The organism is Faecalibacterium langellae, from assembly GCF_002549775.1.
Lineage (GTDB): Bacteria > Bacillota > Clostridia > Oscillospirales > Ruminococcaceae > Faecalibacterium > Faecalibacterium langellae.
This window is the reverse complement of sequence record NZ_NMTR01000021.1, coordinates 883128-907219: the sequence shown is the minus strand read 5'-3', so window position 1 is coordinate 907219 and position 24092 is coordinate 883128. Positions and strand designations below refer to the sequence as shown.

General features: G+C 59.9%; 23 protein-coding genes. 16 read left to right on the top strand and 7 right to left on the bottom strand.

The window, feature by feature from the left end; genetic code table 11:
- Positions 1-76: 76 nt before the first annotated feature.
- Together CGS49_RS12835 and CGS49_RS12830 are read right to left on the bottom strand one after the other, a co-directional pair.
- Entirely contained in the window at positions 77-2164 is a 2088-nt protein-coding gene (locus CGS49_RS12835) for a glutamine synthetase III family protein (RefSeq protein ID WP_097802181.1), read from the bottom strand.
- Positions 2165-2691: 527 nt separating this feature from the next.
- Complete coding sequence (locus CGS49_RS12830; protein ID WP_097802180.1) at positions 2692-3921, bottom strand: class I SAM-dependent rRNA methyltransferase; 1230 nt, start codon at positions 3919-3921, stop codon at positions 2692-2694.
- Positions 3922-4045: 124 nt separating this feature from the next.
- On the opposite strand from CGS49_RS12830, the gene CGS49_RS12825 reads away from it, so the two are divergent.
- The 11 genes from CGS49_RS12825 (at position 4046) to CGS49_RS12775 (ending at position 14227) form a co-directional block, all read left to right on the top strand.
- Complete coding sequence (locus CGS49_RS12825; protein ID WP_097802179.1) at positions 4046-4534, top strand: CYTH domain-containing protein; 489 nt, start codon at positions 4046-4048, stop codon at positions 4532-4534.
- The gene (locus CGS49_RS12820) at positions 4531-5163 is read left to right on the top strand and encodes a rhomboid family intramembrane serine protease (RefSeq protein WP_097802178.1); all 633 of its coding nucleotides are present in this window, start codon (positions 4531-4533) and stop codon (positions 5161-5163) included. The genes CGS49_RS12825 and CGS49_RS12820 overlap by 4 nt, the downstream gene beginning before the upstream one ends.
- A 478-nt stretch (positions 5164-5641) precedes the next feature.
- The gene (gene trpE / locus CGS49_RS12815) at positions 5642-7114 is read left to right on the top strand and encodes an anthranilate synthase component I (protein ID WP_097802177.1); all 1473 of its coding nucleotides are present in this window, start codon (positions 5642-5644) and stop codon (positions 7112-7114) included.
- On the top strand, positions 7111-7677 hold the full coding sequence (locus CGS49_RS12810; protein WP_097802176.1) for an anthranilate synthase component II: 567 nt from the start codon (positions 7111-7113) through the stop codon (positions 7675-7677). Before trpE ends, CGS49_RS12810 begins: the two co-directional genes overlap by 4 nt.
- Before the next feature lie 2 nt (positions 7678-7679).
- Positions 7680-8711 carry an anthranilate phosphoribosyltransferase gene (gene trpD, locus CGS49_RS12805; protein ID WP_097802175.1) on the top strand — a complete coding sequence of 344 codons (1032 nt, stop codon included), beginning with the start codon at positions 7680-7682 and terminating at the stop codon, positions 8709-8711.
- On the top strand, positions 8708-9490 hold the full coding sequence (gene trpC / locus CGS49_RS12800) for an indole-3-glycerol phosphate synthase TrpC (RefSeq protein WP_097802174.1): 783 nt from the start codon (positions 8708-8710) through the stop codon (positions 9488-9490). Before trpD ends, trpC begins: the two co-directional genes overlap by 4 nt.
- A gap of 1 nt (position 9491) precedes the next feature.
- Positions 9492-10100 carry a phosphoribosylanthranilate isomerase gene (locus CGS49_RS12795; RefSeq protein ID WP_097802173.1) on the top strand — a complete coding sequence of 203 codons (609 nt, stop codon included), beginning with the start codon at positions 9492-9494 and terminating at the stop codon, positions 10098-10100.
- Positions 10101-10118: 18 nt separating this feature from the next.
- Complete coding sequence (trpB, locus tag CGS49_RS12790) at positions 10119-11309, top strand: tryptophan synthase subunit beta (protein WP_097802172.1); 1191 nt, start codon at positions 10119-10121, stop codon at positions 11307-11309.
- On the top strand, positions 11302-12075 hold the full coding sequence (gene trpA / locus CGS49_RS12785) for a tryptophan synthase subunit alpha (protein ID WP_097802171.1): 774 nt from the start codon (positions 11302-11304) through the stop codon (positions 12073-12075). Before trpB ends, trpA begins: the two co-directional genes overlap by 8 nt.
- Positions 12076-12361: 286 nt before the next feature.
- On the top strand, positions 12362-13744 hold the full coding sequence (locus tag CGS49_RS12780; protein ID WP_097802170.1) for an ABC transporter ATP-binding protein: 1383 nt from the start codon (positions 12362-12364) through the stop codon (positions 13742-13744).
- A gap of 141 nt (positions 13745-13885) precedes the next feature.
- On the top strand, positions 13886-14227 hold the full coding sequence (locus tag CGS49_RS12775) for a NifB/NifX family molybdenum-iron cluster-binding protein (RefSeq protein WP_097802169.1): 342 nt from the start codon (positions 13886-13888) through the stop codon (positions 14225-14227).
- 62 nt (positions 14228-14289) lie between these two features.
- On the opposite strand, the gene CGS49_RS12770 is transcribed toward CGS49_RS12775, so the two are convergent.
- From CGS49_RS12770 to CGS49_RS12760, 3 genes are read right to left on the bottom strand one after another with little or no spacing between them, the layout of a single operon-like run.
- Positions 14290-15144: a bifunctional 5,10-methylenetetrahydrofolate dehydrogenase/5,10-methenyltetrahydrofolate cyclohydrolase gene (locus CGS49_RS12770; RefSeq protein WP_097802168.1), complete on the bottom strand. Its 855-nt coding sequence runs from the start codon at positions 15142-15144 to the stop codon at positions 14290-14292.
- Positions 15145-15157: 13 nt separating this feature from the next.
- Positions 15158-15793, bottom strand: coding sequence for a cyclodeaminase/cyclohydrolase family protein (locus tag CGS49_RS12765; RefSeq protein WP_097802167.1), 636 nt, complete (start codon positions 15791-15793; stop codon positions 15158-15160).
- The gene (locus CGS49_RS12760) at positions 15784-16356 is read right to left on the bottom strand and encodes a 5-formyltetrahydrofolate cyclo-ligase (RefSeq protein ID WP_097802166.1); all 573 of its coding nucleotides are present in this window, start codon (positions 16354-16356) and stop codon (positions 15784-15786) included. Before CGS49_RS12760 ends, CGS49_RS12765 begins: the two co-directional genes overlap by 10 nt.
- Before the next feature lie 238 nt (positions 16357-16594).
- Here CGS49_RS12760 and glyA point away from each other — a divergent pair, with 238 nt between their 5' ends.
- On the top strand, positions 16595-17848 hold the full coding sequence (glyA, locus tag CGS49_RS12755) for a serine hydroxymethyltransferase (protein WP_097802165.1): 1254 nt from the start codon (positions 16595-16597) through the stop codon (positions 17846-17848).
- A 136-nt stretch (positions 17849-17984) separates the two neighbouring features.
- Here glyA and CGS49_RS12750 read toward each other — a convergent pair whose 3' ends face one another.
- Positions 17985-18401, bottom strand: a complete 417-nt coding sequence (locus tag CGS49_RS12750; RefSeq protein WP_097802164.1) for a YbaN family protein — start codon at positions 18399-18401, stop codon at positions 17985-17987.
- Positions 18402-18624: 223 nt separating this feature from the next.
- On the opposite strand from CGS49_RS12750, the gene CGS49_RS12745 reads away from it, so the two are divergent.
- From CGS49_RS12745 to CGS49_RS12730, 4 genes are all read left to right on the top strand, one after another.
- On the top strand, positions 18625-19140 hold the full coding sequence (locus CGS49_RS12745) for a cob(I)yrinic acid a,c-diamide adenosyltransferase (protein WP_097802163.1): 516 nt from the start codon (positions 18625-18627) through the stop codon (positions 19138-19140).
- A gap of 271 nt (positions 19141-19411) precedes the next feature.
- Positions 19412-19672 (top strand): heavy-metal-associated domain-containing protein, encoded by a 261-nt coding sequence (locus CGS49_RS12740; RefSeq protein WP_097802162.1) that lies wholly within the window; start codon positions 19412-19414, stop codon positions 19670-19672.
- A gap of 30 nt (positions 19673-19702) precedes the next feature.
- Entirely contained in the window at positions 19703-20665 is a 963-nt protein-coding gene (locus tag CGS49_RS12735) for a ketopantoate reductase family protein (protein WP_097802161.1), read from the top strand.
- Positions 20666-20753: 88 nt separating this feature from the next.
- The gene (locus CGS49_RS12730; protein WP_097802160.1) at positions 20754-21521 is read left to right on the top strand and encodes an alpha/beta fold hydrolase; all 768 of its coding nucleotides are present in this window, start codon (positions 20754-20756) and stop codon (positions 21519-21521) included.
- Between the two features lie 52 nt (positions 21522-21573).
- Here the strand turns inward: CGS49_RS12730 and CGS49_RS12725 are convergent, their stop codons facing one another.
- Positions 21574-24066, bottom strand: coding sequence for an ATP-dependent DNA helicase (locus CGS49_RS12725; protein ID WP_097802159.1), 2493 nt, complete (start codon positions 24064-24066; stop codon positions 21574-21576).
- Positions 24067-24092 lie beyond the last annotated feature (26 nt).

Below are 24092 nucleotides of genomic sequence, written 5' to 3'. Positions count from 1 at the left end.
AAGAAATAGGAAAAGGAGAATGGCAAATTTTAGATTCCGCAGCCTACGGATGCTATTCGGTTACGCTGTTTTGCGATCAGACGTAGTAGAGCATCTTGCTGTAGCTGGGCAGAGGCCAATAATCCTCGCCGCAGATGGTCTCGGCATCGTCGGCCGCGGCACGCAGGGCGTCCATGGCGGGCAGCACGTTGTCGTGGAAGGCAACGGCCTTGTCAGCCTCGCTGGGCAGGGCCTTGGTGGCATCCACGGCATCCTGCAGGGTGTCGATGGCATCGCTCATGGCGTCGGCGTCGGCGGAGAGCTTGGTCAGGGTCTTGGTCTCGCTGCGCACGCTGATGTTCTCGCTGACGGCCAGCTTGGAGGCGGCGGTGTTGGCCAGCTCGCTCATGTAGGAGTTGACGGCAGGCAGCAGCTGCTTGCGGGCCATCTCCAGCATGGTCAGGGCTTCGATGTTGATGATCTTGGAGTAGTGCTCCATCTCAACTTCGTAACGGCTCTCCATCTCCACCTTGGTCAGCACGCCGAACTCCTCCATCAGCTGGATGTTCTTCGGTGCGATCAGAGCGGGCAGGGCAGCCGGGGTGTTCTTCTTGTTGGGCAGACCGCGCTTTGCAGCTTCTTCCTCCCACTCGGCGGTGTAGCCGTTGCCGTTGAAGATGACGCGGCGGTGGTCGCGGATGGTGCGCTTGACCAGAGCAATCACGGCACTGGTAAAGTCCTCAGCGCCCTCCAGCTCGTCGGCGTAGCCCTTCAGTTCCTTGGCGACAGCGGTGTTCAGGATGGTGTTGGCGTCGCTCAGGTTCTCAGCAGAGCCGGGCATACGGAACTCGAACTTGTTGCCGGTGAAGGCGAAGGGAGAAGTGCGGTTGCGGTCGGTGGTATCCTTGCTGAACTTGGGCAGGACATCAACGCCCAGATCCATCTTCATCTTGACGGGGCCTGCGTAGGGAGAATCGGAGGCAATGGCGTCGATGACGGCTTCCAGCTCCTCGCCCACGAAGATGGAGATGATGGCCGGAGGTGCCTCGTTGGCACCCAGACGGTGATCGTTGCCGGGAGTGGCAACGGAGGTGCGCAGCAGATCGGCGTACTCGTCCACAGCCTTGATGACAGCAGCCAGGAACACCAGGAACTGCAGGTTCTCCATGGGGGTGTCGCCCGGGTCGAGCAGGTTCTCGTGGGTGGTGGACATGGACCAGTTGTTGTGCTTGCCGCTGCCGTTGACGCCCTCGAAAGGCTTCTCATGCTGCAGGCAGACCAGACCGTACTTGGGAGCGATCTTCTTCATCATCTCCATCGTCAGCAGGTTGTGGTCGATGGCAACGTTGGTGGTGTCAAAGATGGGGGCCAGCTCATGCTGGCAGGGAGCAACTTCGTTGTGCTTGGTCTTGGCGGGAATGCCCAGCTTCCACAGCTCCTCGTCCAGATCCTTCATAAACTCGGAGACCTCGGGACGAATCACGCCGAAGTAGTGTTCTTCCAGCTCCTGACCCTTGGCAGAGGGAGCACCGAACAGGGTGCGGCCGGTGAGGATCAGATCCTGACGGGCCTCGTAATCTTCCTTCTTAATGAGGAAGTACTCCTGCTCGGGGCCGACGGTGGTGGAGACGTAATCCACATCCTTGCCGAACAGCTTCAGGATACGAATTGCCTGATTGGACAGTGCGTTCATGGAACGCAGCAGCGGGGTCTTCTTATCCAGAGCCTCGCCGGTGTAGCTGACGAATGCGGTGGGGATACACAGCACGTCATCCTTCACGAATGCGTAGCTGGTGGGGTCCCATGCAGTGTAGCCGCGGGCTTCGCAGGTGGCACGCAGGCCGCCGGAGGGGAAGGAGGAAGCATCGGGCTCGCCGCGCACCAGCTCCTTGCCGGAGAACTCCATGATGGCAGTGCCGTCGCCCACGGGGGAGACGAAGCCGTCGTGCTTCTCACTGGTGATGCCGGTCAGCGGCTGGAACCAGTGGGTGTAGTGGGTGGCACCCAGCTCCATGGCCCAGCGCTTCATCACGCTGGCCACGACGTTTGCCACTTCGATATCCAGAGGAGCGCCCTTGTGCAGGGTGTTCTTCAGGCTCTTATAAGTAGCGCTCGGCAGGCGCTCCTTCATCACATGTTCGTTAAAGACCTTGCTGCCGTAGATTTCCATAACATTTGCTGCCATAAATCCTACTCCTTACTTGATCTTATTTTCTTTCCCTTCCGTCTACGTTTGGTTTGCCGCAATGCCGCACCCCAAAGCACGAAAGCCTTTCTAACAAAAACGGCGCTGCGAGTCAGGAGGTGACCCACAGCGCCGTTGCTGTCTATGGTTTGATTATAGTCTCTGCCAGGCAAAAACGCAATTGACAAATCTGACGATTCTGCACAAACAGGCTCTCGGATTTTTGGCGCTTCTGAGCTTGGTATGACTTTTGAGGAAGAAGAGACCATTTGAAATGGCCGCCGTTTCACTCTGGCCATATTCAGAGGAATCTTTCTTTTTTATTTTGAGGTTCAAGAAAAATCTGCGGATTTTTCTGAACCTCTTTTTCACAAGAAAGGTCGAAGCGAAAAGATGCATTTCTCCGCAAGGGCCCTTCTCGTGAAAATGTGTTTGGAGCGTCCCGCAGGACGCTCCAAACACGAAAGTATAAAATAAAATTACCTTAATGAATTGCAGAGCGAAGCGGAGCAATTTTTAAATCGTCGTCAAATAACCTGAAAGAGGAAGAACTTTAGATAATTCGTCTCCGGCACGCCCCACAGGATGGGGTGGTCCGGTGCCTGCTGCTTCACTTCGATCTGCCGCAGCTGGCGGTGTGCATCCTTTGCAGCGGCCCGCAGCATCTTGATGAACAGCTCCTCGGTGGCAAAGTGGGAGCAGCTGGCCGTGGCCAGATATCCGCCGCGGGGCAGCAGCTTCATGGCGCGGTAGTTGATCTCCTTGTAGCCGCGCATGGCGTTCTCCACGGTGCGGCGCGCCTTGGTGAAGGCCGGCGGGTCGAGGATGATGAAGTCGTAGGGGTGCCCCTCTTTCTCCAGGCGGGGCAGCAGCTCAAAGGTGTCCTCACAGAGAAAGTCCATATTGGTCAGACCGTTGCGCTGGGCATTGCGCTGGGCCATGGCAATGGCCTCGGCGCTGATGTCGGCGGCGGTCACGCGGGCAGCACCGCCCTTGGCGGCATTCAGCGCAAAGCTGCCGGTATGGGTAAAGCAGTCCAGCACGGTGTGCCCGGCGGCAATGCGTGCCACGGCCCGGCGGTTATACTTCTGGTCCAGGAAGAAACCGGTCTTTTGGCCGTTCTCAAAATCCACATGGTAGTAGACGCCATTTTCGCAAATTTCGGTCTGGGTGCTTGCCGGATGAGTCTCACCGGGCAGCTCAAACCAGCCCTTGTTCTGTTCCAGCCCTTCCTTGGCGCGCAGGGCTTCGTCGTTGCGCTCGTAGATGCCGTCAATGGTCTGACCGTCAGCGCGCAGCACATCCGCCAGAATAGGGAACAGCACGGGTTTTAACTTTTCCATGCCCACGCTCAACGTCTGGGTGACGAGGATATTGCTGAACCGGTCCACGGTCAGGCCCGGGAACTGGTCTGCTTCGCCAAAAATGACGCGGCAGGCGGAAAGGTCGGCGGGTTCCAGCACAGTTTTGCGGTAGTTCCATGCATATTCCACCCGACGGCGCCAGAAGGCGGCGTCAAAGGTATCGTTGGCGTTGCGGGAGATCAGCCGCACGCGAATTTTGCTCTTGAGCGAGACGAAACCGGTGCCGAGGTAGGAACCTTTTGTGCTGACCACATCGGCCAGCGTGCCGTTTTCGGGTTCGGTCTCCGGGGCAGCGAGGATGTCGTTCTCGTACACCCAGGGGTGGCCGCCTACCAGCAGGCCCTCGGCGTGTTTGTTGACGGTATAGATGGGGTAAGTGCGTTCTGCTTTCATGGATACTCCTTATATAAGTAGAAAAGTGAAAATACTTCAATGCAAATCTACCCTTTATAATAGCATAAAATCATGGTATTATAAATAAGAAATGCCAAAATTCCGCACGAAAGAGGGAAGCATCATGGAAATTGAACGCAAATGGATGGTGAAGGGCTGGCCGGAAGGTTTGCCGCTGAAGGAAGAATTTGCCATGCGGCAGGGGTATATCAGCGTGCGGCCCACCGTGCGCATCCGGGAAGAAGCGCTCACCGGCGGCAAAACGGACTATATCCTCTGCTTCAAGTCCGGCGGCGGTCTTGCCCGTGAGGAGATCGAGCGCAGCATCGACAAAGCGCTGTTTGACGATCTGGAACACAAGATCATCGGCAAGCCCCTCATCCCGAAGCTGCGCCGCAGCTACATGCTGCCGGACGGCATGGTGCTGGAAGTGAACCATGTGGACGAAGGGCAGCCGACGGAGTTCTGGTATGCCGAGGTGGAGTACCCCACCGTGGAAGCGGCGCTGGCCTGGCAGCCGGACAGCTGCGGCCTTGGGGACTACCTCAACGATGAAGTGACGAACCAGCCCGGCCAGAGTATGGGCGAATACTGGGTGGAGACGAGAGGATGAAAAAAGTAAAACTCAAACTGGAACTGCAATACAACTCCCCGGTCATCCTCACCTTTTTCCTGCTGTCACTTCTGGTGCTGTTCCTCGACCGGTGGACTGGCGGCTGGACCACCATGCACCTGTTCTGCGTCTACCGCTCGTCCCTCAAAGACCCGCTGTTTTATATCCGGCTGTTCGGCCATGTGCTGGGCCATGCCAACTGGGACCACTTTCTGAACAACATGCTGCTGCTTCTGGTCATCGGCCCGCCTATGGAAGAAAAGTACGGCAGCAAGCCACTTTTGTGCGGCATGGTGCTCACGGCGCTGGTCACCGGCGTGCTGCAGTGTGTGCAGTTCCCGCGCTCGGGGCTGCTGGGCGCGTCCGGCATCGTGTTCATGCTCATCATGCTGTCGTCGCTGGCGGGATTCTCCGGCGGCATCCCGGTCACCATGCTGCTGGTGGCGGCGCTGTACTTCGGCCAGCAGGTGTATGACATCATTTTTGTGCACGACAATGTGGCAAACTTCATGCACATCGTGGGCGGCCTTTGCGGCACGGCATTCGGCTATTACAGCGCCCTGCACAGCCGCCGCAAACCGGCCAAGGCGGTCAGGTTTACCAGCTCGAACCGCCGCCGGAAACACTGAACCTACCGTGAACATGGGTTGAATTTGAAAAATTTCGCGGCAGGGTATTGACAAACGAAAATTTCGTGGTTTAATATAGCCAAATTTAATACACTAAACCGTTGAAGCGGAGATAACGGCGAACCATGCCTGTACAGAGAGCCTGCGCAGCTGAGAAGCAGACCGGAAACAGTTCGTCAAGGAAAGTGTGACTTTGCGTCACTTTTTCCCGAAATGGACCGCTGAGGGTGCAGGGAACTGCGGTGCTTTCACCGCACAGTATTCTGCAACGTGGGGGCATACGTCAGTTGCCGGGGATGTGTTGGCATCTCGTCAAGTGCATGGGGTCATGCCCATGAAGTCAGGGTGGCACCGCGGATATTGTTTTAACTTTATTCGTCCCGGACAGAAGAAGGTTTCTTCTGCCTGGGGCGTTTTTCTTTTCCTCCTTCGGCAGAACGAGCCGGGGGAGTTTTTGTTTTACCGGGAGGGAAAAGCCATGAAGATACGGCCCACACTGGACGAAGTAAAAACCATTGCATTGGCAGGCGGGTATGATGTGCTGCCGGTCAGCTGCGAGATTCTGGCAGACATCTGCACGCCCATTGAAGCGCTGAAAATTCTGAAGAACGTCTCCACTCACTGCTACCTGCTGGAAAGCGCCCAGCCCAGCGAAAAGTGGGGACGCTACACCTTCCTGGGCCTTGACCCCAAAATGGAGATCACCTGCCAGAATGGCCGGATGAAAGCCGGAGAGCTCACCTTTGCAACGCAGAACCCCTCGCAGACGCTGCGGGAAATTCTGGCGCAGTACAAGAGCCCGCGCTTCGCCTATCTGCCGCCCTTCACCGGGGGCCTTGTGGGATATTTCTCCTACGATTACCTCGGCTACAGCGAACCCAAAGCCCGCACAAACGCGCAGGACACCGAGAACTTCAAGGACGTGGACCTGATGCTGTTCGACCAGGTCATTGCCTTCGACAACCTGCGGCAGAAGATCGTGCTGATCGTAAATATGCCGCTGCAGCGGGACGCACTGGAAACGAACTACAACAAAGCCATCCTGCGGCTGAACCAGCTGGCACAGCTGCTGCAGACCGGCACCCCGAAGCAGGAACCGGCGGGCAGGCTGCTGGGCGAAGCAAAGCCCCTGTTTGACAAAGATGCCTACTGCGCAATGGTGGAAAAGGCAAAGCACGCCATCCATGAGGGTGAAATATTTCAGATCGTGCTTTCCAACCGGCTGGCGGCACCCTTCGAGGGCAGCCTGCTGGGTGCCTACCGGATGCTGCGCACCATCAATCCTTCGCCGTACATGTTCTATTTTTCCGGCACGGACGTGGAAGTGGCCGGTGCTTCGCCGGAAACGCTGGTCAAACTGGAGGACGGCGTGCCGCACACCTTCCCGCTGGCAGGCACCCGCCCCCGCGGCAGGACCGACACGGAGGACAAGGCGCTGGAAGCGGAGCTGCTGGCGGACGAAAAGGAACTGGCAGAGCACAATATGCTGGTAGACCTTGGTCGCAACGATCTGGGCAAGGTGAGCCGCTTCGGCACCGTGGAGGTGGAAAAGCTGCACTCCATCGAGCGGTATTCCCATGTGATGCACATCGGCTCCACCGTGCGCGGTCAGCTGCGGTCGGAATGCGATGCACTGGACGCCATCGAAGCAGTGCTTCCGGCAGGCACTCTTTCCGGTGCACCCAAAATACGCGCCTGCCAGCTGATCGGAGAACTGGAAAACAACAAGCGCGGCATCTACGGCGGGGCCATTGGCTACATCGACTTCACTGGCAACATGGACACCTGCATCGCCATCCGCATCGCCTACAAGAAAAACGGACAGGTGTTCGTCCGCAGTGGTGCCGGCATCGTGGCGGACTCGGTGCCCGAGAAGGAATATCAGGAGTGCATCAACAAGGCGCAGGCCGTGGTCAGCGCACTCCGTCAGGCACAGGAGGAAGGGGTATGACGCTGCTGATCGACAACTACGACAGCTTTTCCTATAACCTCTACCAGTTGGTGGGCGAGCTGGACCCCGGCATCCGGGTCATCCGCAACGATGAGCTGACCTTGGACGAGATCCGCGCTTTGCACCCGGCGCACATCATCCTTTCGCCGGGGCCCGGCAGACCGGAGGATGCGGGCATCACGCTGGAAGCTGCCCACACACTGGGCAAAGAGATTCCCACGCTGGGCGTCTGCCTTGGGCATCAGGCTATCTGCGCGGCCTTTGGGGCTACGGTCACCTACGCAAAGCAGCTCATGCACGGCAAGCAGTCCGAGGTGGAATTTGACCCCGCGTGCCCGCTGTTCCGCGGCTGCGAAGCCCCGCTGCTGGTGGCGCGGTATCACTCGCTGGCGGCAGACCCCGCCACCCTGCCGCCGGAACTTAAAATCACGGCCCGCACCGCCGACGGCGAGGTGATGGCGGTGCAGCACACGAAATACCCCATCTACGGGGTGCAGTTCCACCCGGAATCCATCCTGACCCCGCAGGGTCGGCTGATTTTAAAGAATTTTATGGAGGGTTAAAAATGATCAAGGAAGCCATTGTAAAGATCGTCAATAAGCAGGATCTGACCTACGACGAAGCCTATGCCGTGATGAACGAGATCATGAGCGGCGAGACCACACCCACCCAGAATGCAGCTTTTCTGGCAGCGCTTTCCACCAAGAGCGCCAAGGCTGAGACCACAGATGAGATCGCAGGCTGCGCCGCCGCCATGCGCGACCACGCCACCAAGGTGGACACGGGCATGGACATCTTTGAAATCGTGGGCACCGGCGGCGACAATGCTCACAGCTTCAACATCTCCACCACATCGGCGCTGGTGGCGGCGGCAGGCGGCATGAAGGTGGCAAAGCACGGCAACCGGGCGGCTTCTTCCCAGTGCGGTACCGCCGACTGTCTGGAAGCGCTGGGCGTGAATATCCAGCAAAGCCCCGCCCGCTGTGTGGAGTTGCTGAACGAAGTGGGCATCTGCTTCTTCTTCGCCCAGAAGTACCACACCTCCATGAAGTACGTCGGTCCCATCCGCAAGGAGCTGGGCTTCCGCACCGTGTTCAACATCCTTGGACCGCTGACGAACCCCGGCTCGCCCGCCATGCAGCTGCTGGGCGTCTACGATGAATACCTTGTGGAGCCGCTGGCACAGGTGCTCATCAGCCTGGGCGTCAAGCGCGGTATGGTGGTCTACGGCAAGGATAAGCTGGACGAAATTTCCCTCAGCGCGCCCACCAAAGTCTGCGAGATCAAAGACGGCTGGTACAAGTGCTACACCATCACGCCGGAGCAGTTCGGCCTTGCACGCTGCGAAAAAGCCGACCTCGTGGGCGGTGCCCCGGCGGAGAATGCCGCCATCACCCGTGCCATTCTGGCAGGCGAGAAGGACCCGAAGCGGGATGCCGTTCTGCTGAACGCGGGTGCATCCCTCTACATCGGCGGCAAGGCCGACACCATGGCCGATGGCATTGCACTGGCCGCTCAGCTCATCGACAGCGGCAAGGCCGCCGCTGTGCTGGAAAAGTTCATTGAGGTGAGCAACCGCCCGGAGGAGACCGCATGAACATCTTAGACCAGCTGGCCGCACACGCCCGGCAGCGGGTGGAAACGGCAAAGCAGCAATTGCCGCCCGCCGAAGTGAAACGGCAGGCGCTGGCCCTGCCGATGGGCGGCTTCCGCTTCGAAAAAGCGCTGGCAAAGCCGGGCCTTGCCTTCATCTGCGAGTGCAAAAAGGCGTCGCCCTCCAAGGGGCTGATCGCACCGGATTTTCCGTACCTGCAAATTGCGAAGGAGTACCAGGCCGCCGGGGCGGACGCCATTTCGGTGCTGACCGAACCGAAGTGGTTCCTCGGCAGCGACACCTATTTAAAAGAAATTGCATCCGCCGTCTCCACGCCCTGCCTGCGCAAGGACTTCACGGTGGATGAATACATGATCTATGAAGCAAAGCTTCTGGGCGCTTCGGCGGTGCTGCTCATTTGTGCGATCCTCGATGATGCGCAGCTCAAGGAATACCTCGCCATCTGCGACACACTGGGCCTTTCCGCACTGGTAGAGGCCCACGACGATGCCGAAGTGGAACGGGCGCTCAAAGCCGGGGCGCGCATCCTCGGTGTGAACAACCGCAACCTGAAGGACTTCACGGTGGACACGGCCAACAGCCGCCGCCTGCGCGCCCGCATCCCGAAGGATGTGCTCTTTGTCTCGGAAAGCGGCGTGAAGACCGCCGAGGATGTGGCCCAGCTGGCTGCCATCGGCGCGGACGCGGTGCTCATTGGTGAGACGCTCATGCGGGCCCCGGACAAGACCGCGAAGCTGCAGGAATTGAAAGGGCTGTTGTAAGATGACCAGGATCAAACTGTGCGGCCTGACCCGCCCGGAGGATATCGCGGCGGCAAATGCGCTGCAGCCGGAATACATCGGCTTTGTGTTTGCGGCCAAGAGCAAACGGGCGGTTTCCCGGGAAATGGCGGCTGCATTGAAAGCCCAGCTTTCACCCCAAATTCAGGCTGTGGGCGTGTTCGTGAACGAAGCGCCAGAAACGGTGGCGGGCCTGCTGAATGATGGAATCCTCGACCTCGCCCAGCTCCACGGGCAGGAGGACGAAACCTACATCCAATGCCTGCGAAAATTGACAAACAAACCGCTGATTCAGGCCTTCCGTGTGACGGATGTCGCAAGCCTTGCAAATGCTCAAAAAAGCCCGGCAGACCTCATTCTGCTGGACTCCGGCGCAGGCGGAACCGGCACGGCTTTTGACTGGACCGTTTTGGACAAATTCAGCCGCCTTTATTTCCTTGCCGGAGGGCTTGGCCCGGACACCGTAGGGAACGCCGTAAAGCGGTTTCACCCTTATGCGGTGGACGTGAGCTCCGGCATTGAAACGGCAGGGAAGAAGGACCCCGCAAAAATGGCGGCATTCGTGGCCGCCGTGCGAAAAAACGACAAATGACGAAAGGAATGAAACGCCATGACGAACCCCAACGGACGCTTTGGCATCCACGGCGGACAGTACATCCCCGAAACGCTGATGAATGCCGTGATCGAATTGGAGGAAGCCTACAACCATTATAAAGATGACCCGGAGTTCAACCGCGAACTCACCGAGCTGCTCAACGAATACGCAGGCCGCCCCAGCCGCCTGTACTACGCCAAGAAGATGACCGAGGACCTGGGCGGTGCAAAAGTTTACCTCAAGCGCGAAGACCTGAACCACACCGGTGCACATAAGATCAACAACGTCCTCGGGCAGGCACTGCTGGCGAAGAAGATGGGCAAGACCCGGCTCATCGCCGAGACCGGCGCGGGCCAGCACGGCGTGGCCACGGCCACCGCCGCCGCCCTGCTGGGCATGGAGTGCGTGGTGTTCATGGGAGAGGAAGACATCAAACGGCAGGCCCTGAACGTCTACCGGATGCGCCTGCTGGGTGCCGAGGTTATCCCCGTTACCAGCGGCACCGGCACCCTGAAGGACGCCGTGTCCGAAGCCATGCGCGAGTGGACCGGCCGCATCAGCGATACCCACTACTGCCTTGGCTCGGTGATGGGGCCGCACCCGTTCCCCACCATCGTGCGCGACTTCCAGGCCGTCATCTCCAAAGAAATCAAAGAGCAGATGCTGGAAAAGGAAGGCCGCCTGCCGGACGCTGTCATTGCCTGCGTGGGCGGCGGCTCCAACGCCATCGGCAGTTTCTACAATTTCATCGAGGATAAGAGCGTGCGTCTCATCGGCTGCGAAGCAGCAGGCCGCGGCATCGACACCTTTGAGACGGCTGCCACCATCAACACGGGGCGTCTGGGCATTTTCCACGGTATGAAGTCCTATTTCTGCCAGGATGAATACGGCCAGATCGCACCGGTCTACTCCATTTCGGCGGGTCTTGATTACCCCGGCATCGGCCCGGAGCACGCATGGCTGCACGACATCGGCCGCGCCGAATATGTAGCAATTACCGACGATGAAGCCGTGAACGCCTTTGAGTATCTGGCACGCACCGAGGGCATCATCCCGGCCATTGAGTCGGCCCATGCGGTGGCCCACGCCATCAAGCTGGCACCCACCATGGACAAAGACAAGATCATCGTCATCACCATTTCCGGCCGCGGCGACAAGGATTGCGCCGCCATCGCCCGCTACAGAGGGGAGGATCTTCATGAGTAACATTGCAAAGGCCTTTGCTGGTGGCAAGGCATTTATCCCGTTCATCACCTGCGGTGACCCCGATCTGGCCACCACCGCCGCAGCCGTCCGTGCCATGGCGGCAAACGGTGCCGACCTCATTGAGCTGGGCATCCCCTTCTCCGACCCCACCGCCGAGGGCCCGGTCATTCAGGGCGCGAACATCCGGGCGCTGAAGGCAGGCACCACTACCGATAAGGTATTCGATTTCGTCCGCGAGGTGCGCAGGGATGTGACCATCCCCATGGTGTTCATGACCTACGCAAACGTGGTGTTCTCCTACGGGGCCGAGAAGTTCATCTCCACCTGTGCAGAGATCGGCATCGACGGCCTGATTTTGCCCGACCTGCCCTATGAGGAAAAGGACGAATTTCTGCCCATCTGCCGCAAATATGGCGTAGACCTCATCTCGATGATCGCGCCCACCTCCGAAAACCGCATTGCCATGATCGCCAAAGAGGCCGAGGGCTTTTTGTACATCGTGTCCAGTCTGGGTGTCACCGGCACCCGCAGCGAGATCAAAACCGACCTTGCGTCCATCGTGAAGGTGGTGCGGGAGAATACCAAAACGCCCTGCGCCATCGGTTTTGGCATCTCCACCCCGGAGCAGGCCACCACGATGGCCGGCATCGCCGATGGTGCCATCGTGGGTTCGGCCATCATCAAGCTGCTGGAACAGTACGGCACCGACGCCCCGGAACACATTGGTGCCTATGTGAAAAGCATGAAGGACGCCATCCGCGCATAAACCGCTTCTGCTTTTTTGAAGAAATAGAAAACTGTACACCTTCTCTGCGCACCCGGCAGAGAGGGTGTTTTTTGCTGTGTGCCCGGCGGCCAAAACTTGAAAACCAATTGGAGCAGAATGGACCGTTCCGGGCTGGAAAAAGAAGGAGGGGCCCGGTATAATAAAAGCGGCCGAAAGGCTTTTTTCGGGCTAATAAAGTTAGTGCAAACTAATCTTTTTGAGCGAAAAGCCGGACGGAACGAAATACATCGGGAGGAAACCTCATGAAACAAAAAAGTCGAGCTGGATGAGCGCCCTGTTCGCCTACGCAAAAAATGCAAAAGGGGAGCTGGGACTGTCCGTTGTGCTGTCAGTCGTCAGCATCCTTCTGGGGCTGGTGCCGTTTTTCTGCATGTACCGGGTCATCTGTCTGTTCGCTGCGGGCACGGCCGCGAAGGCTGCCGTCATCAGCTGGTGCGCGTGGTCGCTGGCAGCGTATGCGGGCAAGGTGCTGTGCTTCACCCTTTCCACCGGCATCTCTCACCACGCGGCCTACAATATTCTGGAGGGGCTGCGCTTGCGGCTGGTGGAGCGTTTTCTCCATGCACCGCTGGGCGAGGTGCAAAAGCACTCCATCGGCGAGATCAAGAGCATTCTCGTGGACAAGATCGAGAACATCGAGCCGCCGCTGGCCCACATGATCCCGGAAGGCGCGGGCCACATCGTGCTGCCCATCGTCAGCTTTATTGCGCTGTTTGCCATCGACTGGCGGCTGGCGCTGGCGGCGCTGGCCGTGATGCTGTCCATGTCCATGGTGGGGTCGCTGGCCAAGCTGGAAGTGTTCTCCGAGAACATGCGGCAGGTGAAAGCCACCGTGGAAAGCCTGGAAGCGTTCCTCGAAATGCCCGCCCTGCCGGAACCGGCCCAGCCTGCCGCTTTGCAGGGCACCGGTGTGGAGCTGAAAAACGTTCATTTTTCCTATTCGGCAGACGGCCCGGAGGTGCTGCACGGCATCGACCTGACCCTGCCGCAGGGCAGCTTCACGGCGCTGGTGGGCCCCTCCGGCGGCGGCAAATCCACTGTGGCAAAGCTAATCGCCCGGTTCTGGGATGTGACGCAAGGCTCCATCACCATCGGCGGGGTGGATGTGCGCCAGATGCCGCTTGCCCAGCTTTCCGGCCTTGTCAGCTTTGTGACGCAGGATAACTACCTGTTCCACTGCTCGCTGCTGGAAAACATCCGCCTGGGCAACCCCGCTGCCACGGATGAGCAGGTGAAGACCGCTGCCCGGGCCGCCCAGTGCGAGGAGTTCATTGCAAAGCTGCCGCAGGGCTACGACACCCCGGCGGGCGAAGCCGGCAAACGGCTCTCCGGCGGCGAAAAGCAGCGCATCAGCATTGCCCGCGCCATGCTGAAAGATGCACCCATCGTCATTCTGGATGAAGCCACCGCCAACGTGGACCCCGAGAACGAGGACCGTCTGCAGAAGGCCATTGAAGCTCTGACCCGCGACAAGACCATCATCATGATCGCGCACCGGCTCAAGACCGTGTGCCACGCTGACCAGATCCTGGTGGTCGACCACGGCCGCATCGTCCAGCAGGGCACCCATGAGCAGCTGATTGGTCAGCCCGGCATCTACGCCGCCTTTGTGGGCGGCCGCAAGCAGGCCGAAGGCTGGAAGCTGTAACCCTGCACCCCGGCGGAAAAACGCAAAAACGGCCGACCGTTTTCTCTTGAGACGGTCGGCCGTTTGCTGTGTGCAGAGCGCTTGCATTGCCGTGCGGATTGTGGTACAGTGGGGGAGAAACACCGGAAAAGGAGCATCATTATGAAAATCGCAGTCAATTACGAGAACGGCCAGATCTTCCAGCATTTTGGCCAGACGAAGACCTTCAAGGTCTATACCGTGGAGAACAACGCCGTCACCGGCACCGAGCTGGTGCCCGGCGCACCGGAGGGCCACCACGCCTTGGGCCGTCAGCTGGCCGCCATGCAGGTGGACGTGGTCATCTGCGGCAGCCTGGGCATGCCTATGCTGGAGCTGCTGCAGGGTGCGGGCATCAAGGTCTGCGGCAACGTCACCGGCAGCGCCGACGCGGCCGTGCAGGCCTATCTGGACGGCACGCTGGTGTCCAGCACCAAGGCTCATGCCTGCGGCTGCCACCACTGAGCAACGCACAAAAAGAGGCGGTTCCCCGCAAAAGGGAACCGCCTCTTTTCATATTGTGTATGTTACAGCCCGGCCTTTTTCGCAGCGGCCTGCACCACATGGCCCACCAGCACCGAGGTGGTCACGGTGCCCACACCGCCGGGCACCGGGGTGATGGCGTCCACCACCGGCTCCGCTTCGGCAAACTTTACGTCACCGCAGAGCTTGCCCTCCTCGTTGACATGGATGCCCACATCCACGACGGTCTGGCCTTTGCGCAGGCAGTCGGCACCCACCGCGCCCATCTTGCCCATGGCCACCACCACCACGTCCGCTTCCCGGCAGAGGGCGGGCAGGTTCTGGGTGCGGGAGTTGCAGAGGGTCACGGTGGCATTCTCGCGGTCCAGCATCATGGCGGCAGGCTTGCCCACCACCAGGCTGCGGCCCACAACCACGGCGCGCTTGCCGGAGAGGGGAACGCTATAATACTTCAAAATTTCGAGACACGCCTGTGCCGTGCAGGGCGCATAGCCGAGGTCGGTGTTGGTGAACACACCGGCCAGCGAACCGTCGGTGATGCCGTCGATGTCCTTTTCCGGGGCAAGGGCCGCGCGCACGGTGCGGTCGTCGAACTGCTTGGGCAGCGGGCGGAACAAAAGGCACCCGTGGATGGCGTCATCGGCGTTCACTTCAGCGATGACCTTCAGCAGGTCGTCCTGCGAAGCGTCGGCGGGCAGCAGGAACTGCTTCACCTCCACGCCCACCTTGCCGCAGCGGGTCATGACGCCGCGCTCATAGGAGAGGTCGTCTTCACGCTCGCCCACACGCACCACAGCCAGCGTGGGCACCACGCCCTTTGCCTTGAGCTGTTCGCACAATGCGGCGTTGCGTTCGTTCATGGCGGCCACCACCGGCGCGCCCTTCAAAATCGTTGCCATAATCGTTTCTCCTTTATTTACTGCGGAGTTTTTCGTTGACATAATGGAACGCTTCGTCTGCATAAGAAGTCCCTGCGTCCAGTAACTGCTCTGCTGTGTGTTCCAACGCTGTGGCAAATTCCCGATTGGTCATCAACTTTGTGTTGACAAAAACATTCAGGCTTGCAGCCTGTAGGGCGGCTTTGCACAACACTGCGGCACAGCCTGCATCCGAGATGGCCATTGTACTGCCATCAACAGCGTAGGAATATGCAAGCGTGATGCCCTCCAGGCATTTCTGCATGATCTTGATCGGGACGAGCGCGGCCCGAGTCAAAGCTGTTTCCATAACGCGCTCTTTGTCGGCGGCCTGTTCCGGCGTGTCCTTCGGCAGGCCGTAGGCGGCGGCCAGCGGCGCAAAGGCCTCCGCATCTTCCTGCACCAGTGCTTCCAGCTCTTTGCGCAGGGTCTCGGCCTTGGCGTTCAGGGCCTGGATCTTTTCCTCCACGGCGGCATACTTCTTTTTGCCGGTGGTCAGATTGCCCACCATGTTGCCCAGGGCGACGCCTGCCGCGCCCACCAGCGCGGCTGTTCCGCCGCCGCCCGGTGTGGGTGCTTTGCTGGCCAGCTCTGCCAGGAACTGGCTGCAAGTTCGTTCCATCATTTCCATGTGTAGATACCCCTCTCTGTTGCATAGGCGTCCAGCCGCTGGTCGTGCTCGTCCACGGCGGCGCGGTCCACCCGCTGCACCTCAAATGCAATGCCGATCTTCGCCGCGTTTTTGCAGCGGGGCAGATACCGATCGTAGTAGCCCTTGCCCATGCCCACCCGGCGGCAGTCCGCGTCAAAGGCGGTGCAGGGCACGAGCACAAGGTCCAGCGCTTCCGGTTCCAGCAGCTCCGACCGCTCCGGCACCGGCGTGCGGATGCCGTAAAGCCCCGTCTCCCAGCCGTCCGGGCCGGGCACGGCGGCCGTGAGCGAATATCCCTCGCCGCACACCGGGTAGGCGAGCACTTTGCCCTGCCGCAGTGCTTCCTCAGCAAAGGAGGCAAGGTCGGCTTCGGCCCCGAAGGCCGCATACAATAAGATGGTGCGGGCCTTCTGCACGGCATCCAGCTGCCAGAGGTTCGCGCACAGGGCGGCATTGGCGGCGGCCCGCACCTCGGGCGAAAGGGCCTTGCGGGCGGCGCGGCCTGCTTTGCGTTGGGCCTGCTTTTCTTCACTGACCGTCACTGGAGAACACCTCGCTTCATCTCTGACCGGGCAACCTTGAAAAATATACAAAAACGACACTGCATTTTTATACAAGTATAATAAACACTTCAGGCAAAAAAAGCAAGCCTTTTGGCGAAAAGAGGATTGAAGGTTTTGCAGCTTTCTGCTATGATAAGAGAAAGCAATTGCGGTTCAGTGCGCGGGAGCCGGGTGCTTGAAAAGACGATCTGTCTGTATCAAGAGAGGGGTAATTAGAATGTACAACGAAATGATGGATACCATCGGCCTGGTCAACAGCGTGGACCCGGAACTGGGCGCGGCCATGGACCGTGAGCTGACCCGTCAGCGCCAGAACATTGAGCTGATTGCCAGCGAGAACATCGTCTCTCCGGCTGTCATGGCCGCGATGGGCAGCATCCTGACCAACAAGTATGCCGAGGGCCTGCCCGGCAAGCGCTACTACGGCGGCTGCGTCTATGTGGACGAGGTGGAGAACATCGCCATCCAGCGCGCCTGCAAGCTGTTCGGTGCCAAGTATGCCAATGTGCAGCCCCACTCCGGCGCACAGGCCAACCTGGCCGTCTACTTTGCACTGCTGGACCTGGGCGATACCGTCATGGGCATGGACCTTTCTCAGGGCGGCCATCTGACCCACGGTTCTCCGGTGAACATGTCCGGCAAGAACTACCACTTCGTCTCCTACGGCGTCAATGCCGACGGCGTCATCGACTATGTGGAGCTGGAAAAGCAGGTGAAGAAGGTGCGCCCCAAGCTGATCGTGGCCGGTGCATCCGCTTACCCCCGCGCCATCGACTTTGAGAAGATCGCCGAGATCGCCCACGGCTACGGCGCCTACCTGATGGTGGATATGGCCCATATCGCCGGTCTGGTGGCAGGCGGCCAGCACCAGAGCCCCGTGCCCTATGCCGATGTGGTGACCACCACCACCCACAAGACTCTGCGCGGCCCCCGCGGCGGCCTGATCCTGACCAACAACCCGGTCATCGCAAAGCGCATCAACTCCGCGGTGTTCCCCGGCACCCAGGGCGGCCCGCTGGAGCACGTCATCGCGGCAAAGGCCGTCTGCTTCGGCGAGGCGCTCAAGCCCGAGTTCAAGGAATATGCCCGCAAGATCGTTGAGAACGCACAGGCTATGGCCGCTGAGCTGCAGGCCCGGGGCGTCAAGCTGGTGTCCGGCGGCACCGACAATCACCTGATGCTGATCGACCTGCGCGACGAGGAGTGCACCGGCAAGGAGCTGGAAGCCCGTCTGGACAGCGTGCATATCACCGCCAACAAGAACACCGTGCCCGGTGAGACCCGCAGCCCGTTCGTCACCTCCGGCGTGCGTCTGGGCACCCCGGCCGTTACCACCCGCGGTATGGGCCCCGCGGAGATGAAGGTCATTGCGGACTGCATCGCGGACTGCATCTGGCACTACGACGAGAAGAAGGACGAGATCAGCGACCGTGTGCTGAAGCTGACCCACGACTTCCCGCTGTACGAGTAAAAATAATTCTTATATAGAGAAAAGCACCTGCAACGCTGAAACGCTGCGGGTGCTTTTTGCTTGGACCCTCTCAGTCATCGCTGTGCGATGCCGGCTCTCCCTTCGGGGGAACTGGCGCGGAGCGCCTGAGAGGGTTTTAATCTTCCAGTGCTTCCGCCATGGCTTCGTCGGCTTCCTGCTGGGTGATGGTCTGCACCTTGAAGCCGAAGTAGAAGATGTGTCCCACCCAGACCACCAGCATGATGGCGCGCCCCACGGGCACCTTGTCCATCAGGATGAAGCCCGGCACCATGATGGCGGTCACGGTGCCGATGAGCAGGCACTTGGCCTTTTTGGTCATGCCGCGGCGGCGGAAATAGCTGCCGATGTACTTTTTATACACGGTGGTGTGGATGAACCAGTCGTGCAGCCGTTCCGAACTGTTGGCAAAGCAGAAGGCCGTGAGCAGGTAGAACGGCACCGTGGGCAGGATGGGCAGCACGATGCCGATGGTGCCGAGGGCAAGGCTGACGCAGCCGAGCGCGATGAAAAAGGCTTTTTTGAGGTGATGCATAACAGGTGTCCTTTCTGTGGTTGGCAAAAATGGGCAGATGAAAATGTTAGAATATACTAACTTTCTGGCAAAAAGAAACGCCGCTCCAACGGAAACGGTGAGTTCGCTTTTACAAACTTTGCACAGTGTATCATAAAAAAGCGTCGTTTGTCAAGCGGCAGGCATTGTTTTTGGCCGCAGGGCGTGGTAGGATAAAACAAAACGATGCGGAGGGGGAAACAAGATGGAACAGATGGGACTTTTGCATCTGTACTACGGCGACGGCAAGGGCAAGACCACGGCCGCCATGGGCCTTGCGCTGCGGGCGCTGGGCAGCGGGAAACGGGTGGTCATCATACAGTTTTTAAAGGGCGGCCGCAGCGGGGAAATCCCGCTTTTGGAACAGCTGGGCGCAAAGGTGTACCGGGGCAAGGCCGGGCAGAAATTTGTTTCCCAAATGAACGAAGCCGAAAAGGCCGCCACCCGCGCGCTGCAGGACGCAAACCTTGCGGCAGCCATGGCAGAACCGGCCGACCTGCTCATCCTCGACGAGGCGGGCAGTGCCTGGGAACTGGACATGGTGGACCCGGAACTTTTACAGCGGGCAGTGCGGGAGCGCCCGGCCGGGCAGGAGTGCGTGCTGACGGCCCACGCGCCTGTGCAGTGGATGCTGGACGCGGCGGATTACGTCACCGAGATGAAGTGCCGCCGCCACCCGTACCAGAAAGGCATTGCAGCCCGGCAGGGCATCGAATACTGACCTTTTCCGAAACGGAAGTGTGGATCCTGCGCATCTGCAATAAACACCGGGACGGGGTATTTTTTGCCTTGCATTTAGCCCACCGGTGTGATATGATAAGTGCAAGAAACCATGCGTGCATTTTTTGAGCAGACCCGCCATAAAAACAGGGAATCGCTCCGCACCGCTGCCGGGGCTGGCCCTGACAGCGTTTTGTTTGAAGCGGCGGTTAGCACTCCCTAACAAACCGGCGCAGGCCGTGCAGTGCATGTAGACACTGGAGGGGAATAAAATGATTGAAACAACTGTATATGTAGATGGTATGATGTGCGGCATGTGCGAGAGCCATGTCAACGATGCTGTGCGCAAGGCCTTCCCGGAGGCGAAGAAGGTGTCTTCTTCCCACACCAAGGGCCAGACGGTCATCCAGTCGGAGCAGGAGCTGGACGAGCAGAAGCTGCGCGACGCCATCAATGCCACCGGCTATGAAGTGAAGGGCGTGAAAAGCGCTCCTTATGAAAAGAAGGGCTTTTTCTCCTTTTTGAAAAAGTAACCCCGGAAAACGACCGAAGGAGGCAATGGTATGAGGATCCTGGTTTACGGTGCGGGCGTTTTGGGCTGCGAGCTGGCTCATGCGCTGATCCAGAACAAAAAGAACGTTGTCACGCTGCTTGCGCGCGGTGAGTGGAAGGAAATGATCGACCAGAAGGGCCTGACCATCCGCCACTGGGTGCAGCGGAAAACCACGGTGGACCGTGTGCAGACCATCGACACCCTGGCCCCGGACGACTGCTATGACCTTGTGTTCGTGGTGATGCAGGCAGGCCAGCTGCCCCAGGTGCTGCCCATCCTCAAGGAGAACAAGAGCTCCTACTTTGTGTTCGTGGGCAACGATCCGCAGGCAAAGCAGGTGCTGGAAGCCATGCAGCGCCCGGCGGATAAGGTGGCGTTCGGTTTCCAGAACACCGCAGGACGCCGCGAACACGACCGCGTGGTCAGCGTCTATGCCAGCGCAGGCATGACGGTGGGCGGGGCCACGGCACCGCTTTCCGGTGCCTTCCGCACCCGGCTCAAGACCGCTTTTGACGGTGTGAAGTACAGGCTGAGCTTCTACGGCGATATGGACGAATGGCTCAAGTGCCATGCGGCCTTCATCCTGCCGATCTGTTACGTCTGCTACGCCTGCAACGGCGATCTGCGCCGTGCCACCAAGCAGCAGCGCGGTGCGATCCTGGATGCCGCCTATGAGGCCTGCGAAATGCTCAAGGCCATCGGCATCCCGGTGAACGATGCAGACAACACCGAGAACTTCAAGCCTGGCACCGCGGGCCGCCGCCAGATGGAAGCCATGCTCTTTGTCATGGCCAAAACGCCGCTGGGCCGTCTGTGTGCTTCCGACCATGCGATGCACGCCGTGGGCGAGATGCATTACCTGGACGATGCCTTTGAGGCCATGCGCAAGCAGGCGGGTACGGCCATGCCCATGTGGGAGAAACTCCGCAGCGAAATGCCCTCCTGGGACGCTCTGCAGAAGACGAACGGATAACAAGACCCGGCGCAGGCAGAAACCTTCTGTCTGCGCCATTTTGCGGCATGAAGTTTGTATAAACAAACAATGAAAACAGGAGGAGATCATGAAGGTATATTCTCTGGGAAACAAGGCGGGCCCCACCCTGATGCTGCTGCCCGGTACCTGCTGCCACTGGAAAAGCAATTTTGCGCCGGTGCTGCCGCTGTTGGAGCCGCATTTTCACGTCCTGTGCGTCTCCTACGACGGCTTTGATGAGACAGAACCGGACACCACTTTCCCCACGATGGAGGAGGAAGCGGCAAAGATCGAAGCCTACATCAACGAGAACCTGGGCGGCCATCTCCACGCGGCCTACGGCTGCAGCCTGGGCGGCAGTTTCGTGGGCCTGCTGGCGGCACGGCAGAACATCCGGCTGGAGATCGGCATCCTCGGCAGTTCAGACCTGGACCAGGCATCTCCGTTTGTTGCAAAGCTGGAAACGGACATTGCCCTGCCGCTGATCTACCCGGTGGTGCGGGACGGCAGATTCAAGTCGAAGCTGCTGAACAAAAAGATGGAGAAGCGCAAGCAGGAAATGCCGGGCTATGTGGACAAGTTCATGGAGATCATGGGCGGTGCCCGGCCTTATGTTTCGCTGCAGAGCTGCAAAAACCAGTTTTACTCGGACATGATCACCCCGCTGCCGGACCACTGGGACGGCCCCACGGCCATCCACATTTTCTATGCCCTGAAAATGGGCGAGAAGTACCGCGCGCGGTATGCGCAGCACTACGCTCACCCGATCATCCATGAGCAGGATATGCAGCACGAAGAATTGCTGGCCTGCCACCCGGAGCAGTGGGCAGCACTCGTCAAAGAGATCTGCCTGTAAAAACCAGAAGGAACCAGAAAGGCCGATGCAGCTGCATCGGCCTTTTGTCGTATCAATTCTGCCAGAAATGATGCAGCTGTTGTTCCAGCTCGTCATTGCTGCGCAGATAACGGATGTGCCGCCAGTGGGGCGGGAACAGCCGGGCGTATTCCGGCAGGGCGAACCGGTCGTCCAAAAGCAGCACCACGCCCTTGTCTTCCGGCGTGCGGATGACCCGCCCGGCTGCCTGCAGCACCTTGTTCATGCCGGGGAAGCGGTAAGCGTAGTCAAAACCGCAGCCATTCTGTTCGTCATAGTAGCGGCGCAGCATCTCCTGCCGGGGGTTCACCTGGGGCAGGCCCACGCCCACGATGGCGCAGCCGATGAGCCGGTCCCCGGCCAGGTCCACACCCTCGCCGAACACACCGCCCAGCACCCCGAACCCCAGCAGAGTTTCTTTGGGGTCCGGCACAAATGCGGCGAGAAACTCTGCCCGTGCGGCATCGTCGGCTTTGCTCTCCTGCGCAAGGGTGCGGATGCCTGGATACCGTGCCGCAAAGTCCTCGCGCACCTGCCGCAGGTAGGCATAGCTGGGGAAAAAGGCCAGATAGTTGCCGGTTTTGCTCAGCGCCAGTCGGGCCAGAGCGTCCGAAACCGCCTGCACGCTGGCGTCCCGGTCGCGGTAGCGGGTGGAGATATTCGGCAGGCAATACAACCCGAGATTTTCTGCCGGAAATGGGCTTTCCAGCGCCACGGCCCGGGCGTCCGGGCAGCCCAGCACACCCCGGTAATAGCCCGGCGGGGCGAGGGTGGCGCTGAACAGCGCGGCGCTGCGCCCGGCGGCAAGGCTGGCGTCCACAAAGGGTGCCGGGTCCAGGCAGAGCAGGTGAAGGGTCAGGTCACTGCCGTAGGCGGAAAGCTGGGTGACAAAGTGGCTGTCGTAGCGTTCGGCGGCGCGGGTGATGTCCTGCACGGCAAAATAGAGGTCCAGCAGCTGGGCATGGGCGTCCGCATCCGGGTTTGCTTCCAGCCAGTCCTGCAAAGGGGCCTGCACAGCCCGCAGCGGCGTGAGCAATGCGGCGGGCAATTCCCGGAGAAACACTGTGCCTTCCCGGGCAAAGATCGGCTCCGGCAGTTCCAGTGCGGGCGCATCGGCGGGTCCGGGCAGAAGGCTGGTCTGGGCGGCTTCTTCCGGCGCGGTTTCCAGTGCAGCACGCCGGGGTGCCAGCTTTCCGCAGAGTTTTCGCGCCTCCAGAAAGGCCTTGTCAGCCTTGCTCAGGGCGGTTTTCAGGGAACTTTTGCCCTTGCCGAGGGCGCGCTTTGCGTCGGTCAGGCTGCTTTTGGAAAAGCTGGCGGAGTACATCGCCCGGGCACGGTCCGGCAGGTTGTGCGCCTCGTCAATGAGGAACAGCCAGTCGCCGGAAGCATCAAAGAACCGCTTCAGATGCACCACCGGGTCGAACAGGTAGTTGTAGTCGCCAATGACCACATCGCACCACTCGCTCAGATCCAGCCCCAGCTCAAACGGGCACACCGAGAACTGCCGGGCGGTGTCGGCCAGAGCGGCACGGTCAAAGCTGCCGGGGCCGTCCAGCAGGGCGGCCAGCACGTCCTTCACCCGGCTGTAGTAACCATTGGCGAAGGGGCACATCTCCGGCAGACAGGCCGGGCGGCCTTCGGCGTCCGGGTGCAGGCAGACCTTTTCCTTGGCGGTCAGGGTCACGCTGCGCAGCGCAAGGCCGGGGTCCGCTGCCCGCAGCCGGGCGATGGCGTCCTCGGCGGCGGCCTGGGTCGTGTTGCGGGCGGTGAGGTAAAAGAGCTTTTCGCCGCTGCCTTCGCCCATGGACCGCAGGGCGGGAAAGATGGCGCTCATGGTCTTGCCGATTCCGGTGGGTGCCTGGCAGAACAGCCGGGTGCCGCCCTTGTGGTCGGCGTCCTTTCCGGCGCGGCAGGCGCGGTATACTTCGCCCGCCAGTGCCCGCTGGCCGGGGCGGTATTCAGCAAACGGAAACCGCAGTGCGGAAAGGCTTTCGGCCCGCCGGACACTCCAGTCCAACTGGCGCTGCGCCCAGGGGGCATATTGCTGCAAGAGCCCGCGCAGGAAGGTGTCCAGTTCTTCCCGGGAAAAGTGCCGCACGAAGCGGATGATCTGGTCGGTGTCGATCTGATAATAGGTCAGCCGCACGTTGATTTTGGAAAGGCTTTGCTGGTCGGAATAAATGGCGGCATACACCATGCCCTGCGCCCAGTGGCAGGGGTTCATCTCCTCGGTGATCTCCTCAAAGGGGACGGCCGTGGTCTTGATCTCGTCGATGGTCACGGGGCCGCCCTCGTCCGTAAAAATACCGTCGGCCCGGCCTTCCAGCGTGAAAGCAATGCCGTCCGCTTCCCGTTCGGCAGAGAGGAACACCTCGGCTTCGTAGCCCTCTCCGGCGGCTTTCTGCAGCCTGCGGTGGATGCGGGCACCTTCCAGCGCGCGGTCAAACCCTGCAAAACGGCTGTCGATGCTGCCGGTGTGCAGCAGAAATTCCACCAGCTGCCGGATGGGAAGATGGATGGCGGGCATAGAGTTCACTTCCTTTTAGATGAAAA

Excerpts from the sequence above, each read along its gene's own strand:
- CGS49_RS12835 (WP_097802181.1), bottom strand. The coding sequence starts at position 2,164 with ATGGCAGCAAATGTTATGGAAATCTACGGCAGCAAGGTCTTTAACGAA.
- CGS49_RS12745 (WP_097802163.1), top strand. The coding sequence starts at position 18,625 with ATGGAACAGATGGGACTTTTGCATCTGTACTACGGCGACGGCAAGGGC.
- CGS49_RS12795 (WP_097802173.1), top strand. The coding sequence starts at position 9,492 with ATGACCAGGATCAAACTGTGCGGCCTGACCCGCCCGGAGGATATCGCG.
- CGS49_RS12750 (WP_097802164.1), bottom strand. The coding sequence starts at position 18,401 with ATGCATCACCTCAAAAAAGCCTTTTTCATCGCGCTCGGCTGCGTCAGC.
- glyA (WP_097802165.1), top strand. The coding sequence starts at position 16,595 with ATGTACAACGAAATGATGGATACCATCGGCCTGGTCAACAGCGTGGAC.
- trpA (WP_097802171.1), top strand. The coding sequence starts at position 11,302 with ATGAGTAACATTGCAAAGGCCTTTGCTGGTGGCAAGGCATTTATCCCG.
- trpB (WP_097802172.1), top strand. The coding sequence starts at position 10,119 with ATGACGAACCCCAACGGACGCTTTGGCATCCACGGCGGACAGTACATC.
- CGS49_RS12780 (WP_097802170.1), top strand. The coding sequence starts at position 12,362 with ATGAGCGCCCTGTTCGCCTACGCAAAAAATGCAAAAGGGGAGCTGGGA.
- CGS49_RS12810 (WP_097802176.1), top strand. The coding sequence starts at position 7,111 with ATGACGCTGCTGATCGACAACTACGACAGCTTTTCCTATAACCTCTAC.
- CGS49_RS12730 (WP_097802160.1), top strand. The coding sequence starts at position 20,754 with ATGAAGGTATATTCTCTGGGAAACAAGGCGGGCCCCACCCTGATGCTG.
- CGS49_RS12740 (WP_097802162.1), top strand. The coding sequence starts at position 19,412 with ATGATTGAAACAACTGTATATGTAGATGGTATGATGTGCGGCATGTGC.
- trpD (WP_097802175.1), top strand. The coding sequence starts at position 7,680 with ATGATCAAGGAAGCCATTGTAAAGATCGTCAATAAGCAGGATCTGACC.
- CGS49_RS12820 (WP_097802178.1), top strand. The coding sequence starts at position 4,531 with ATGAAAAAAGTAAAACTCAAACTGGAACTGCAATACAACTCCCCGGTC.
- trpC (WP_097802174.1), top strand. The coding sequence starts at position 8,708 with ATGAACATCTTAGACCAGCTGGCCGCACACGCCCGGCAGCGGGTGGAA.
- CGS49_RS12725 (WP_097802159.1), bottom strand. The coding sequence starts at position 24,066 with ATGCCCGCCATCCATCTTCCCATCCGGCAGCTGGTGGAATTTCTGCTG.
- CGS49_RS12775 (WP_097802169.1), top strand. The coding sequence starts at position 13,886 with ATGAAAATCGCAGTCAATTACGAGAACGGCCAGATCTTCCAGCATTTT.
- CGS49_RS12770 (WP_097802168.1), bottom strand. The coding sequence starts at position 15,144 with ATGGCAACGATTTTGAAGGGCGCGCCGGTGGTGGCCGCCATGAACGAA.
- CGS49_RS12830 (WP_097802180.1), bottom strand. The coding sequence starts at position 3,921 with ATGAAAGCAGAACGCACTTACCCCATCTATACCGTCAACAAACACGCC.
- CGS49_RS12765 (WP_097802167.1), bottom strand. The coding sequence starts at position 15,793 with ATGGAAATGATGGAACGAACTTGCAGCCAGTTCCTGGCAGAGCTGGCC.
- CGS49_RS12735 (WP_097802161.1), top strand. The coding sequence starts at position 19,703 with ATGAGGATCCTGGTTTACGGTGCGGGCGTTTTGGGCTGCGAGCTGGCT.
- trpE (WP_097802177.1), top strand. The coding sequence starts at position 5,642 with ATGAAGATACGGCCCACACTGGACGAAGTAAAAACCATTGCATTGGCA.
- CGS49_RS12825 (WP_097802179.1), top strand. The coding sequence starts at position 4,046 with ATGGAAATTGAACGCAAATGGATGGTGAAGGGCTGGCCGGAAGGTTTG.